We start from the raw sequence: 12,803 nt of genomic DNA, 5'->3' as shown, positions 1-12,803 counted from the left end.
GGCTTCTAAGACAGTTTGATGTTTCGAAGGCAAAGATGTCTCATAGAGAGCCCCTTTATGGGACACTTTTCCGGTTTTCTTATAGCAAAATGTCCAATAGATGCCCCATATGAGACATTTTGTTGGTTTCAAGAGCAGAAATGTCTCATAAAGCGTGGTACCACTAGGGACAGTTCCATTGGCAATAGAGCCATGAGAACCGTCCCTGTGGAGCCCTATCTTATTTTATTGATTTCATTTTTTAAGATTTCAGCAAGCGCTCCATAGACGACTTGGACACCTGAGCCTCTTTTGAAAACACCTTTTGCTTTCAGATCTCCTTTCCATACCGAATCATCGGCCACTTTACTAATATCTTTGACGGTCACTCTTAATCTGGTAATACAGGCATCGACCTCCACAAGGTTGTCTCTGCCACCCAATGCCGCAATGACGTCCTCGACCTCCACGTCTTTTAACAGCGCATCTTTCTTGGTATACAACTTATTCTCGGAATCCTCGCCGCGTCCTGGCGTTTTCAGATTGAATTTGAGAATCAGAATTTTAAAGATATAGTAATAGATAATCGCTGTCGGAATACCTAGAATGAGAATCCACACATAATTGGTTTTATCATTGCCTTGCAATAACCCGAATAACGTAAAGTCGATAATCCCTCTTGAAAAAGTAACCCCTACGGCGACATGAAGAGCATATAGTATCGCATACGATAATCCTTCTAATATCGCATGAATCCCGTAAAGGACGGGTGCGACAAATAGGAAGGTGAACTCAATGGGTTCGGTAATCCCGGTTACGAATGAGGTAAGAGCCGCTGAAAAGAGGATGCCGCCCACGACTTTTTTATTTTTCGTATCAGCCGTCCTATACATGGCCAGTGCAGCCGCCGGGAGACCGAACATCATCGGCAGGTAACCGCCTGTGAAATACTTGGTGGCCTCGGCTGAAAATTTGGTAGTAGTCGGATCCGCCAGCTGAGCAAAGAAAATGCTTTGTCCCCCTTGGACTACTTTTCCAGCTACCTCCATTTCACCACCAAGCGGTGTATACCAGAATAATGGATAAATCGCATGATGAAGACCAAAGATATTGAGAATCCGCATAAAAAATCCATAGAAGAACATTCCAATGGGGCCGGTTCTGCCAAAGAATTCGGAAAAAGTGGAGATGGCAATTTGAATATAAGGCCATACAAATGGAATAATGACCCCTACAACACTGATGGATAACACGGAAACAATCGGAATGTATCGGACGCCTGAGAAAAAGGAAAGAGCATCTGGAAGCTTCTTGTCATAATACTTATTGGCCAAAAAGGCGACAAGCAGCCCGACGATAATTCCCCCAAGTACCCCGATCCTGACGGTGAAAATGCCAAGTTCATATCCATACACGCTTGCTTGCTGGGTCGCTTCTACTGAATTCATGCCCTTCGACATGAAGTAGTCTACCGTCGTGGTTTCTGGGGTATGGCCCAAGAATCCTAAAATGGTACTAATGATAACATGCATGACGAGAAAGGCGATGGAGGCTGATAAACCAGCGGCTCCTTTTTCCTGTAAAGCTAACCCTGACGCAATACCTACTGCAAAAATCAATGGCAGGTTACTAAAGACGATATTTCCGATCGCAGACATCGTACTTAAAATATAGTACAAAATGGTACCATCCCCGAGGATTCCAGTTAGTCCGTAGGTTTCCACCATAACAGGGTTGGTAAAGGCCGCGCCGATTCCAAGCATCAATCCTGCAATCGGCAGGACTGCAATCGGAATCATAAAGGCTTTTCCCAGGCGTTGAAGTTTTTCAAACATCCCTATCCCTCCACAAATTGGAATGAATCAAGCCAAAACCCATTAGCCGTGCTATCAATCCTCCTCCACATATAAATGATTTTCGTGGTTCATTATATTTAGCACATAGAATAATATGTATGAAACTTTTGAACTATGGGACCATGGGGACGGTTCTATCGGAGTCAGGGAAAGAAAAATGAATAAAATTACTTTCGTTTCATGTTGTGTCTAAAATGTTGCGAATTTCGGATTTTACTTGTCAGTAGAGGAAAAGGCTCCAGTATCCTACATATTGTTAGGTACTGGAGCCTTTTTCGTTAAAGGATTTAGATTTCGATAAAGTCTTTACCTTCTGCTTCGAGCTTATTTTTTATTTCTTCAATAATCTGGATTCCGGCACTGCACCCAATCCGTTCAGCCCCATTTTTTATCATCGAAATAAACGTTTCCGCGTCGCGGATTCCTCCTGCAGCTTTCACTTTTACGGCATTGCCCACTGTTTCCTTCATGATTTTGACATCCTCCGCTTTCGCCCCGCTTGGACTGAAGCCTGTAGAGGTTTTTATGAAGTCAGGCTGTACGATCTTCGCAATCTCAGCTAGTTTTATGATTTCTTCTTTTGTAAGATAGGCATTTTCAAATATCACCTTTGAGATTACATCATTGCTCCGGCAGACAGATACAATCCGTTCCATTTCTTCTTGTATATAGTCATAATTTTTTTCCTTCAGCTCGGTGAGATTAATCACATAATCAATTTCGTTCGCTCCATTGCGAATGGCATCCAATGTTTCAGAAACCTTTGCCTCAATCGTCGTTTGGCCCAGGGGAAAACTAATGGCCGCACCAACGTGAATGTCTGTATTTTTCAATTCTGTTGCACATAACTTTGTCTGAACTTGATTTATGGCAACCATTTTAAAATGATATTGCTTCGCTTCGGCACATAACTTTTTCAAATCCTTATGAGTTGCATAAGGTTTGAGATTGGTATGATCTATCATTTGAGATAAATCATCAATAGTGTATTTTGTCACTAAAATCACTCCATATATAAATTACAACTAATATATTACTAAACTAGCGTCATTTCAACAGTATCTGGTATTGCTCGGGAGCCACGGGAGCCACGGGGACGGTTCTGCCGGAGTCATAATAGTCAGGGAAAGAAAAATGGATGAAATTTTTTGAAAACTGCTGTATGATAGGGGGGATTATAGAGAGTAGTTTCATTCTTCATCTCCTCTTGGATTTCCCTGTCAAATGGTTATTTTACCTTTTCCTTTCTCTTCAAGCCTGTTACCCCATTTCATTCCTTTTTCTCCTTAGTTTTTTCTAGCACAAACCAGCCATAATTATCTGCACATCCCATCTTTTTATCAACTCCCAATGTTTAATAAATCTTTTAAGGAGGTTTAATGCATTTCATGGAAATAAATCAACATTTACTACTACTTTTTCCCTTTGGTGATGGATATGCCTCGTAAAGCTAGAAAAAAGAGCCGCAGTGGTATCTACCATATTGTGTGGAGAGGGGCCAATAGACAGGAGATCTTCCACGACGACCGTGATTTCCAAAACTTCCTTGATATTTTACATAAATATAAGTTGAAAACGAATATGGGAGTCTATGGGTGGTGTTTGATGAGCAATCACGTACATCTTCTGATTCGAGAAGGGGATGAGGATGTATCGGTTACGCTGAAACGGATTGGTATCAGTTTTGTCTCTTGTTATAACCTGAGGTATGGAACTTGCGGTCATCTTTTTCAGGATCGGTTCCACAGCGAGAATGTAGAAACCGAACCCTATCTCTTTACCGTGGTTAGGTATATCCACCAAAATCCGTTAAAGGCCGGAATGGTCGAAAAAGTAGCGGAATGGAGGTGGAGCAGCTATCTTGCCTATAACGGTATAGGGGATAAAACTGCAAGGGACCTGCTGGATCCAGATTTCATTTTGGAAAAGTTTTCAGAGAATCGGAAGCTGGCCAGAGAGCGATTTCGAGAATTTAATGAAACTGTTAATGAAGACCAGTGTCTGGAATACGAGATAAAAGGTTCAAAACTGACGGATGAGGAAGCAAGGGAAGCAATTAAGATACTGCTAAATGGGATTGAAATTGCCCAAGTTAAAAGTTTGTCGAGAAACAAAAGAAAGGAAATTTTCAAGAAAACAAAAGGAATTAAAGGGTTGTCGCAGCGCCAAACAGCAAGAATCCTGGGCGTTTCACGGAAGCTGATTTCAAAAGCGTAGGTGAAGATGGGAGTTAGGTTGAGACCGAGAGAACCGTCCCTGTGGTTCCCAATGGAGATTATCAATTCTTATGAGAGACGGGGGAGAGAACTGGGGAAAAAAGAAGGAAGACAAGAGGGAAAAATGGAAGCGATAAGAATGGTTGCAAAAAAATGAAAGAAAAGGGCAAGTCAACACAAGAAATTGCTGAATTGACTGGGTTGACTCGAGAGGAGATTGAAAAACTCAGCTCAGAAACCAAATAACTGCCTGATTATCTGTAGTGGCTTCCATTGGTATAAAGCCGAGAAAGATTCATTCATGAAGTAAGGCAGGCTCAACATGACTAAGTAGGGATTAGGAGACTTTCTAATCCTTTTTTCTTCCCAAAAAGAACCACGAGAACCGTCCCTGTGGATCCCTGTGTAGCCCTGTGTAGCCCTGTGGCACTAATGAATACCGAAAATTGTAAAAAAGTTATAGAAAAAGAACTGAAAAATATTTTATATATATAGATTTATAGTATAATTTTATGGTGTTTATAGTAAAAACTAGAAAAAGGGGAAAAATAATGGGGAAAACACTGATCAAAATTGCAGCAGTCTATTTTTCAATAGGGGTTTTAGTAGGGATGACCATGGGAATCATTCATGATTTTCGATATACCTCTATGCATGCCCATATCAATTTGTTGGGCTGGGTTTCAACCGCCTTATTTGGCATCATTTATTCCATTTATCCATTTGCGGCTGATACCAAATTAGCTAAAACTCATTTCTGGCTTCATAATATCGGATTGCCTGTTATGGTAATTGGCTTGTTTTGTGAGTCTTGGGGCATTTCCGCTGCACTTCCTGTCATGATTGTCGGTTCCTTAGCAGTTGTGGTTGGCACACTTCTATTTACAGTAAACCTATTTAAGACATTAAAGGCAAGCTCCATACCTAATGCAAGAAGTAATTTTAAGGCTTAAGGAACGAACATTCTGCAAAAAATAAGGCTGGGTTCTACAATGAACTCAGCCTTATTTTTTAGAGGGGCCTCCCCAAAAAAGAACTGCAATCCTTAGTAGGAATAGCCTCGTCAGGAAATTTTGTCATCCCTTCATTCGTTCGGGAAGACTCTGGATCGACTGGACCACTAAATCGAGCTTTGATTCAATTCGGTAAAGCAGATATAGGGTCACTACGATGGGAAAGCCCACCTCGCTGATGAGCGGAATAATCTGTTCCACGGCTGTTCACTCCTTTCTCTATTAATCTGTTAGGACCACGAGAACCGTCCCTCTGGCTCCCTCTGGCTACCATAAAAAAGACCGGTTTCTGCTGAATCCGGCCTCTCCGATCTTTCATCTTATGCTAGTTCGTATTCCACGACATTGCGGTCGATGACTCTTGCACCTTTCGCGGCAACTAGCTTGCCGCTGGCTGTTACGAATATGTCGGCTGCAATGATTTGTGCCATGGATTGTTTTACGGCTTCTTCATCGACCGGTTCCTTCGGATTTTCGACCGAGATCCGGGCCGTTTTTCCAAACTCTGTGCCAAATTGCAATTCCAATGTTTTTGCCATTTTCTTCACCTCCCGTCGTTACATTTTCCCCGTGTCATTACCCCATAATTTCCGTACTGTCATTGCGTTCCACTTTGTTTAACTGATCGATAGACAAAACAGAGAGAGCATTGGCAGCTTGATACAACTGATCAGCTGTGGCAGCCTTGGTGACGTTGCTGAACGTCTTGGACCTTAGAATCGGCTTGCCTTCGTCATCCATCCCCGTTTGAAAAACTAAACGAAGCTTTGTGCTTTCAAGGAATCCTTGTGCCATATCGCCTCACCTCCTTTCGCCTTTTATATATAGATTTAGAGGGTAAAAGGACAGGGGGATGGAAAAAAGGCAATTACACCGGACTTGTATAAAAACGGCAGATAGCTAGTGTAATATTTTTTTATAATCGAATGAAATACTGGGTAATAGGTTGTGGTAAAATTATCCTTATATAGAAGAGAATCGGAATTACGAGTGTGATAATGCATAAATGTGAGGGTGGAATATTGTGAGAAGACGTAGTGCTATATTAATAGGACTTATTGTTGTTATCTTAGTATTGCTGATTGTTTTTATCCTAAATGCCGGCAAGTTTCTTTTGATTGAGGATTCCATCCAAAAGTCAGATGCGATTATTGTGTTGAGCGGCGACCGTGGGGAACGAGTGGAACGGGCGGCGGAACTCTACCGAACAGGATACGGAAAGTATTTTGTCATTTCCGGCGGCCCCATCTACAACGATGTGACTGCTGCTGAGTTAATGAAGGAGCATGCCATAAAGCTCGGGGTTCCAAAAAAGGCAATTATCCTGGAAGACCTTTCAGATAGTACCTATGAGAATGCACAGTTTACTAAGCGGGTGATTCAACCCTATAACTTTAGTTCGGTCATCGTGGTTTCCTCCAATTATCATATGAAACGGGTCAAACTGATTTTTGACCGTGAGTTTAAGGATACAACAATCAAGCTTTATTATGCGGGAGCTAAGGACCGGAATTTTAACCCGGAACGGTGGTGGAGCAATAACAAAAGTATCATGCATACCCTTACAGAGTACATGAAGATGGTTGGGTACGCAGTGGGGAAGAACTATTAGCCTTCTGGGAAGTAAACTCCTCTCTAAATCACTTCCTGAAGGGATCCTAAGTACTTTCGACGTTTTTATTTGGTTTAAAAGGCAGAAACCGAAGGCTCGCTGCTGCCAGTTTTCGGATATAATTAATCAAACAGCTATGCAGGGACCGTTTACTGGGCCAACCTATTATAAATGCCATGTTGAACATTTAAATTGTTGTCTATGGTATTAAATTTTTTAAAAAAGAGAATCGAAACCATTAAGTTGTTTAAAGGGGGAAGCCCGTAATTGCGGGCTTCCTCTGTTCAAGCTAATGGTGAAAAGATTAACGAAGCTGAAGCAATAAAAGGGGATTTTTTTACCTAGCTAATGACACAGCAGCATAAAGGATTTTTGTACAGAAACTATAGGGGGCTTTACTTCAATAATCAGGTTGTTGCGGCAGCCTTTTTGAATTGTGCTAATGAAGCAGGTTAGGATTTGTTTTACCTTTGGTAAACATGCTCATAAACAGGTAACTAACGTATAGTGTGATAACTAGCTTACTAGGGGTGATGAGTTTTGTCTTACTATAATAATCATATTCTAACCACTTCAATTATTATAATTCTGGTTCACACTATCCATATCCAACCAGCGAAAGACCAAACATTTATAAAAATAATCGTTATCCAACAAGGGCTAAATCCTTTTCTAAAGAAGAAGCAGCAGCAATAGCATTACTGTTAGGGATTGACTTTAACAAAGTTAAATTTGATCTAGATGAGTTTTGGATGGGAGTAAATACAGAGCTTGAACATGGAAAAGTATCCAGCCAAACCAATGTTTCTGATGATAATCCAATCATTACAGGAAAAATTGCACTAGCTCACCTTAACGAATTCCCTGACTACTACAAAAGATTAAAAGTACTCGAGCAAGAAGCAAAAGCCTATTGGAACAAATAATTTGAAGCAGGGTGACAGTTCTCCTGCTTCATTTTTTACTTTTGAAGCACAGGAACCGTCCCTCTGGTCACCTAGCTAACACTGCTTTGAGAAAATTGGGTACCTACTACTGTTAAGCACTGGAGAACAAAGATTCTTGATTCTATATTTATCTTTTGGAGAATAACTGTAGAATTTATAGAAAATGCTAATTATATGAGCGGTTTTGTTAAAGTCAGGAGGAACAATTTTGTTAACTCAAGTAGCAAAAGCGGTACCAAACTTTTTTACAATGGGAAATTTATTGTGCGGCGTTCTTTCCATCACCTTTAATATGAGCGGCTTTATAGAATTCTCCTCGGTATTTATATTCTGTTCAGCTATTTTTGACCTGCTTGATGGAAGGGTTGCGAGAGGATTAAAAGTTAACAGTGAATTGGGTGTACAATTGGACTCTTTAGCGGATATTGTTAGTTTTGGTGTTGCGCCTGCACTTATATTTCATACAATAGCAGCTCCGTCACTTCTAACTTCCTTGGCGTTTATCCTTTTCCCCATCATGGGGGCATTAAGATTGGCTCGGTTTAATGTGAAACCAACCATTGGATACTTTAGTGGATTGCCTATTCCTGCCGCTGGATTGCCGCTTGCCGCAATGGGGTTCTTTTCCTATAGCAACGCATGGATTACCTTAATCCTTGCACTCTTAATGGTAACCCCTATTAGAGTTAAAAAACTTTGATACCACAGGGACGGTTCTATTGGATCCGGCAAGTTCAAGGGGATACCACGGGGACGGTTCTTGTGGCAACGACACAAAAGAAGAATGTACTGCACCCGAAAAGTTAGAGTAAACTCTGGCTTTTGGGGTGTTGTTTATGGGAAATATAATGATGAATTTAAAAGTATGGTAGTAAGAGAATATCTTGAAGAAAGACTTGGATATTTGAGTCCTTGCCAAGAAACATGGGAGAAACAATGTACCGATTGTCATTCACTATGTAGCATTTCCGCACCAAAAGGCCACAGGTGTAGAAGTGCAAATTTCAATAAGGGTTATTTACACAACTTTTTCCTACTGTAAATAGAATTAAAAAAAAGATGACCCCTAACCAATATAAGGATCATCTTTTAGCACAATGACTAGTTTATTCATATGTCCTGACACGGGTGCCAGTTTAGAGAAAGCACTCTTTTTCGATTGTTCTATCTATGGATAGTATTGATGTCTCACCTTTTAGCTTACACGTTATTAATTGTCTATCCTAGAGTAGGTATATTTTTGAATAGTTGGTTGCCCTTTATATTCCACTACGGCATAGACATTTACATTTTTGCTATCTGCAGATATATAAGCATTTTTAATTTCCAGGCTTGCAGGAATATCAATGGTCGCTAATATTGTTGCCGTTCCATCACTATTAAGCTGAGTATAGCTTAAGTAGAAATTGCCTTTTGCATGGGTAACCAAATACGCTCCGTTTTTCACAGGTACAAACGATTGGTATAAACCAGCGGCAAATGGGAAGTTTAATTCGCTGCCGTCTGCATTCCAATATAAGTCTTTCTTTTTAAGATTGTAAGATTGTACATGTTTCATATTGCCAAAAAATAAGTTATCCTGGGTCATCATAATAATATAATTATTTTAGTATTGCAATAGGCTTGCTTGAGGGCTGTTCATATCATGCAGGTGCCAGTGGAACGCAAACAGCGCTCGGAAAAATCCAAGCGGTTGCTTTTGTGCGCATGTCCCACGTGCTACTTTAGGGTGAAAGTCCTGAATACGACTGCCGTTCAGTCGGGAAATATTAGCTAACAGACAGTGCGATGTCCGCGAGGAACGGTGCGGAGGGACGGAAGGAAAAACTCTGACCAGAGCTGTAAATCCCAAGTTGACATGAAGGCAGGAGACTGTGCGAGAGAACAGGAGGTCCAAATATCTGAAAAGTGTTAGGAGGGCAGGGATAGAGTGAATGCCTCGCCGACCTTGTCCAACCAGATCGGTATCAGAACTCAAGGCAGTAATCCAAGAGCACGAGATGTCTATCCGACAAAATCTAGTGTAGTTTTCTAGGGTTGAGTTTTATCGCAATAACGAGGGGGAGGCCCGTATGCGAAGTTTCGCACGGACGGACTCTTTGAGAGGGGTGGTCAGAAATGACGACCCTTATTCAATTTTACCTTTCATGCACAAGAACCGTCTCCCTGTTTCTAAGAAAATTCTAATCTTCCCGAGTTAGACTGAATGAGTGAAAAGAATTCAGCCATCCAACAGGAGGATGATGAGATGAAAAAAATGGACAAAAAATGGGTCCTTCTATGTTCCACTGCCATTGCAGCGGTTTATGCTGCTGGGTATTATACGACAGAAACGCAGGCGGCTGATGGGCAGCCGAAACCATATATGGCAAATTTTGTTCAATCAAACAGCCCAACTTCCACTCACACTGACGTCACCAGCAGGCAAACCCAATCACGGTATAAAGACGGAACCTATACCGGCATGGGAATGAATCGCCGTGGTTCCATTGAAGTACAGGTAACCATAAAAAATGATCAAATCACCGATGTGGAAATCAGTGATTTTGCCATGCATTATTCGGAACGTGACGTAGTAGGACTGCCGGAAGAAGTCCTTCAGAATCAAAGCCCTCAAGTCCAAAATGTATCCGGGGCCACCTATAGCACGGAAGCTTTCCAAGATGCGGTACAAGAGGCCCTGAATCAAGCCCAAAACGCATAGGGCCAAGAAGGAGGGAAAACCATGAGAAAAACCAAATTGTATATGGATACTGTAGTCGATATACAAGTTGTTACAGGAAAATCGAATCAAGCAGCAGCCGAAAAGATAAATCAGGCGTTTCAGGCCTTTTACCAAGTGGAACAAGCCTGCAGCCGGTTTAGCCCTTCTAGTGAGTTAATGCGGGCCTGCCAAAATGTCGGCACACCCGTTGAAATCAGTCCCTTTTTCTTCGAGCCGCTTCATTTTGCCATTGAAATGGCCAGAATGACGGAAGGATTATTCGATCCCACGGTCGGGAAAGTGATGGAGAAAAACGGATTTAACCGGCATTATTTAACGGGAGACCGAATGGACAGCCCTGCTGCCGATTCGGTTTCGTATCAAGACATCGTTATGGATCGGCAACCCCGTACCTTACTGTTAAAAAAACCTTTGGTCATCGATTTGGGTGCTGTTGCCAAAGGTTTTGCCATTGATTTGGCTGCCCAGGAATTGAAGGAGTTTGACGGCTTTCTCATTAACGCTGGCGGTGACCTGTTTGCCGGAGGGCTTGATTTTTATGGGCAGCCGTGGAAAATCGGGATTCAGCACCCGTTTCAAAAAGATCAGTTAATTGATACAGTTGAAATCACCAATCAAGCCATCTGCACATCAGGAAGTTACGAGCGGAGGAATCCGGCAATCGCTGATTTGCATCACATTGTGAATCCAAAAACCAAACAATCACCCAACCAATGGGTCAGTGTCAGCGTCATGGCCCCATTTGCCATGATGGCCGATGCCTTTTCGACGTCCTCCTTCCTGCTCGGTGGAGAAAAAGGAAAACAGCTAATCGAAGACGCCAATTTACAAGGAATCTGGATTACACCTGAATTACAACTTGTTAGAACGGGAGGGATTTAATTGAACGCACCTAAATGGCTAAAAACACCAAAAGGATATGTCACCATCAGCATCGCCGCTTTTTTATTCATTGCTTCGATTGGATCCATCACACTAATGGGGATCGTCAATAGTCTCATTGCCATTGTTGCCGCATTTGTAACAGACTCGATTTATTGCGCGTTGAAGAATCGAAAAAGCAGCAAGGATAGTACGGTCATTACCGGACTGATCATATCCTTGGTTTTAAGTTTCACCACCCCGTGGTACATGGTGGCAGGGACCGCTGTAATGGCCATCCTGTCCAAGCATTTGTTCGTCTATAAGAAGAAACCGATTTTTAATCCGGCTGCCTTTGGCTTGCTGCTATCGATTTTTCTTTTTCATCCAGGGCAGAGCTGGTGGGGAGCGTTTGGCGACCTTCCTTGGTGGATGATTGGCTTTCTTTTAATAGGAGGATACCTGGTAACGGAGCGGGTCAATAAATTTCCTCAAGTTTTTGCCTATCTGGGGACGTTTTTTCTATTACTCCTGCTGCTGGGCTTATTGGAGATAGGGGGAGCGGCAGATGCACTTCGGCCTCCTTTTATTAACGCCGCCCTGTTCTTTAGCTTTTTTATGCTGACCGACCCGCCTACTTCACCGGCTAAATATCAGAATCAAGTGGTGTTTGGCATTGTTTCAGCAATTGCGGGAATCATTGTCTATGCCATTTTCGGCGGCTTGACGTATTTGTTTATCGGGCTGATGATAGGGAATATCTATAGTTATTGGAAAAAGTTATCAACTTCGAAAGCAGCAGAACGCAGGCAGATGCGATCTAAAACTTCTCGGAGAGTGATTAGTGGATAATGTATCGGCAAAATGCTGGGAAGACGATCGTGGTTGAAAATCCTTAAGGGGGTTGGAAGTGCAGAATGCGAGTATTGGTTGTAGAAGATGATTTGCCGTTAAGAAGAATTATTTCGACCATTTTACAGGAAGAACAATACGAAGTGGACCAAGCGGAAGATGGCGAAGAAGGGTATATGCTGGCCTTAGCCTGTGAGTATGATTTGATCACGCTTGATATTATGCTCCCAAAAATGGACGGTTTTACCTTAATGAGGAAATTGCGGGCGGAAGGAAATCAAACACCAACCTTGTTTCTAACGGCTAAGGATCGGATCGAGGATCGGGTGAAGGGTCTTGATTACGGGGCCGATGACTATATCGTCAAGCCTTTTGCGACAGAAGAATTTTTAGCCAGAATCAGGTCACTCCTGCGCCGGGCAGGGAAAATCGGACTGGAAGGGAAAATAGCCTATGGACCCATCCTTTTGGATACCAATCAGCATGAGGGCTTAATCGGTGACCAAGTTTTAAAATTGACGATCAAAGAATATGAATTGCTTTATTATTTGATTCAAAATAAGGAACAAATTTTAACAAGAGATCAAATTTTTCAACGTATTTGGGGAATAGAATCTGAAACAACCGACGCCATTGTGGATTTATATATCCACTATTTACGGAAAAAATTAGCCCCCTTTGACTATGAACACCTGATTCGGACGGTCCGTGGTGTGGGATATATGCTGAAGGAGTAGTATAA

At 41.9% G+C, this 12,803-nt stretch carries 15 protein-coding genes; 9 read left to right on the top strand and 6 right to left on the bottom strand.

Annotated features, from left to right (window positions below; translation table 11 throughout):
- Window positions 1-215: 215 nt before the first annotated feature.
- Both BN2425_RS17590 and deoC read right to left on the bottom strand, forming a co-directional pair.
- Window positions 216-1,814: a PTS transporter subunit EIIC gene (locus BN2425_RS17590; RefSeq protein WP_042462131.1), complete on the bottom strand. Its 1,599-nt coding sequence runs from the start codon at window positions 1,812-1,814 to the stop codon at window positions 216-218.
- 308 nt (window positions 1,815-2,122) lie between these two features.
- Window positions 2,123-2,833 (bottom strand): deoxyribose-phosphate aldolase, encoded by a 711-nt coding sequence (gene deoC, locus BN2425_RS17585; protein WP_074433081.1) that lies wholly within the window; start codon window positions 2,831-2,833, stop codon window positions 2,123-2,125.
- A gap of 433 nt (window positions 2,834-3,266) precedes the next feature.
- Here deoC and BN2425_RS17580 point away from each other — a divergent pair, with 433 nt between their 5' ends.
- Window positions 3,267-4,052: a transposase gene (locus tag BN2425_RS17580; RefSeq protein ID WP_319922084.1), complete on the top strand. Its 786-nt coding sequence runs from the start codon at window positions 3,267-3,269 to the stop codon at window positions 4,050-4,052.
- 550 nt (window positions 4,053-4,602) lie between these two features.
- Complete coding sequence (locus tag BN2425_RS17575; RefSeq protein WP_042462127.1) at window positions 4,603-5,004, top strand: cytochrome-c oxidase; 402 nt, start codon at window positions 4,603-4,605, stop codon at window positions 5,002-5,004.
- 123 nt (window positions 5,005-5,127) lie between these two features.
- Here BN2425_RS17575 and BN2425_RS17570 read toward each other — a convergent pair whose 3' ends face one another.
- The 3 genes from BN2425_RS17570 to BN2425_RS17560 form a co-directional block, all read right to left on the bottom strand.
- Entirely contained in the window at window positions 5,128-5,265 is a 138-nt protein-coding gene (locus BN2425_RS17570; RefSeq protein ID WP_042462125.1) for a YvrJ family protein, read from the bottom strand.
- Between the two features lie 119 nt (window positions 5,266-5,384).
- The gene (locus BN2425_RS17565; RefSeq protein WP_042462123.1) at window positions 5,385-5,603 is read right to left on the bottom strand and encodes a DUF2922 domain-containing protein; all 219 of its coding nucleotides are present in this window, start codon (window positions 5,601-5,603) and stop codon (window positions 5,385-5,387) included.
- Window positions 5,604-5,640: 37 nt separating this feature from the next.
- Complete coding sequence (locus BN2425_RS17560) at window positions 5,641-5,859, bottom strand: DUF1659 domain-containing protein (RefSeq protein WP_042462120.1); 219 nt, start codon at window positions 5,857-5,859, stop codon at window positions 5,641-5,643.
- Window positions 5,860-6,088: 229 nt separating this feature from the next.
- Here BN2425_RS17560 and BN2425_RS17555 point away from each other — a divergent pair, with 229 nt between their 5' ends.
- The 3 genes from BN2425_RS17555 to pssA all read left to right on the top strand — a co-directional run bounded on the left by BN2425_RS17555 (window position 6,089) and on the right by pssA (window position 8,323).
- Complete coding sequence (locus tag BN2425_RS17555) at window positions 6,089-6,676, top strand: YdcF family protein (RefSeq protein ID WP_235714674.1); 588 nt, start codon at window positions 6,089-6,091, stop codon at window positions 6,674-6,676.
- A gap of 629 nt (window positions 6,677-7,305) precedes the next feature.
- Complete coding sequence (locus BN2425_RS17550; RefSeq protein ID WP_042462118.1) at window positions 7,306-7,602, top strand: DUF5661 family protein; 297 nt, start codon at window positions 7,306-7,308, stop codon at window positions 7,600-7,602.
- A gap of 271 nt (window positions 7,603-7,873) precedes the next feature.
- Window positions 7,874-8,323 (top strand): CDP-diacylglycerol--serine O-phosphatidyltransferase, encoded by a 450-nt coding sequence (gene pssA / locus BN2425_RS17545; RefSeq protein ID WP_042462301.1) that lies wholly within the window; start codon window positions 7,874-7,876, stop codon window positions 8,321-8,323.
- A 510-nt stretch (window positions 8,324-8,833) separates the two neighbouring features.
- On the opposite strand, the gene BN2425_RS17540 is transcribed toward pssA, so the two are convergent.
- Window positions 8,834-9,214, bottom strand: a complete 381-nt coding sequence (locus BN2425_RS17540) for a hypothetical protein (protein ID WP_042462116.1) — start codon at window positions 9,212-9,214, stop codon at window positions 8,834-8,836.
- Between the two features lie 657 nt (window positions 9,215-9,871).
- On the opposite strand from BN2425_RS17540, the gene BN2425_RS17535 reads away from it, so the two are divergent.
- The 4 genes from BN2425_RS17535 to BN2425_RS17520 all read left to right on the top strand — a co-directional run bounded on the left by BN2425_RS17535 (window position 9,872) and on the right by BN2425_RS17520 (window position 12,798).
- Complete coding sequence (locus BN2425_RS17535; RefSeq protein ID WP_042462114.1) at window positions 9,872-10,327, top strand: FMN-binding protein; 456 nt, start codon at window positions 9,872-9,874, stop codon at window positions 10,325-10,327.
- A gap of 21 nt (window positions 10,328-10,348) precedes the next feature.
- The gene (locus BN2425_RS17530; RefSeq protein ID WP_042462112.1) at window positions 10,349-11,230 is read left to right on the top strand and encodes an FAD:protein FMN transferase; all 882 of its coding nucleotides are present in this window, start codon (window positions 10,349-10,351) and stop codon (window positions 11,228-11,230) included.
- A complete protein-coding gene (locus tag BN2425_RS17525) occupies window positions 11,231-12,061 on the top strand; it encodes an RnfABCDGE type electron transport complex subunit D (RefSeq protein ID WP_042462110.1) in 831 nt (276 codons plus the stop codon).
- A gap of 65 nt (window positions 12,062-12,126) precedes the next feature.
- Window positions 12,127-12,798 carry a response regulator transcription factor gene (locus tag BN2425_RS17520; protein ID WP_042462108.1) on the top strand — a complete coding sequence of 224 codons (672 nt, stop codon included), beginning with the start codon at window positions 12,127-12,129 and terminating at the stop codon, window positions 12,796-12,798.
- The last annotated feature ends 5 nt before the right edge of the window (window positions 12,799-12,803 follow it).

It is taken from the genome of Neobacillus dielmonensis (assembly GCF_000612665.1).
In the GTDB taxonomy this organism is placed as follows: Bacteria; Bacillota; Bacilli; order Bacillales; family Cytobacillaceae; genus Neobacillus; species Neobacillus dielmonensis.
Note: the sequence above shows the minus strand (reverse complement) of the source record. Positions and strands in the feature narration are given on the sequence as shown.

Coding starts and splice junctions, on each gene's coding strand:
- BN2425_RS17520 (WP_042462108.1), top strand. CDS start 12,127: ATGCGAGTATTGGTTGTAGAAGATGATTTGCCGTTAAGAAGAATTATT.
- BN2425_RS17580 (WP_319922084.1), top strand. CDS start 3,267: ATGGATATGCCTCGTAAAGCTAGAAAAAAGAGCCGCAGTGGTATCTAC.
- BN2425_RS17530 (WP_042462112.1), top strand. CDS start 10,349: ATGAGAAAAACCAAATTGTATATGGATACTGTAGTCGATATACAAGTT.
- BN2425_RS17575 (WP_042462127.1), top strand. CDS start 4,603: ATGGGGAAAACACTGATCAAAATTGCAGCAGTCTATTTTTCAATAGGG.
- BN2425_RS17590 (WP_042462131.1), bottom strand. CDS start 1,814: ATGTTTGAAAAACTTCAACGCCTGGGAAAAGCCTTTATGATTCCGATT.
- BN2425_RS17540 (WP_042462116.1), bottom strand. CDS start 9,214: ATGATGACCCAGGATAACTTATTTTTTGGCAATATGAAACATGTACAA.
- BN2425_RS17560 (WP_042462120.1), bottom strand. CDS start 5,859: ATGGCACAAGGATTCCTTGAAAGCACAAAGCTTCGTTTAGTTTTTCAA.
- BN2425_RS17535 (WP_042462114.1), top strand. CDS start 9,872: ATGAAAAAAATGGACAAAAAATGGGTCCTTCTATGTTCCACTGCCATT.
- BN2425_RS17565 (WP_042462123.1), bottom strand. CDS start 5,603: ATGGCAAAAACATTGGAATTGCAATTTGGCACAGAGTTTGGAAAAACG.
- pssA (WP_042462301.1), top strand. CDS start 7,874: ATGGGAAATTTATTGTGCGGCGTTCTTTCCATCACCTTTAATATGAGC.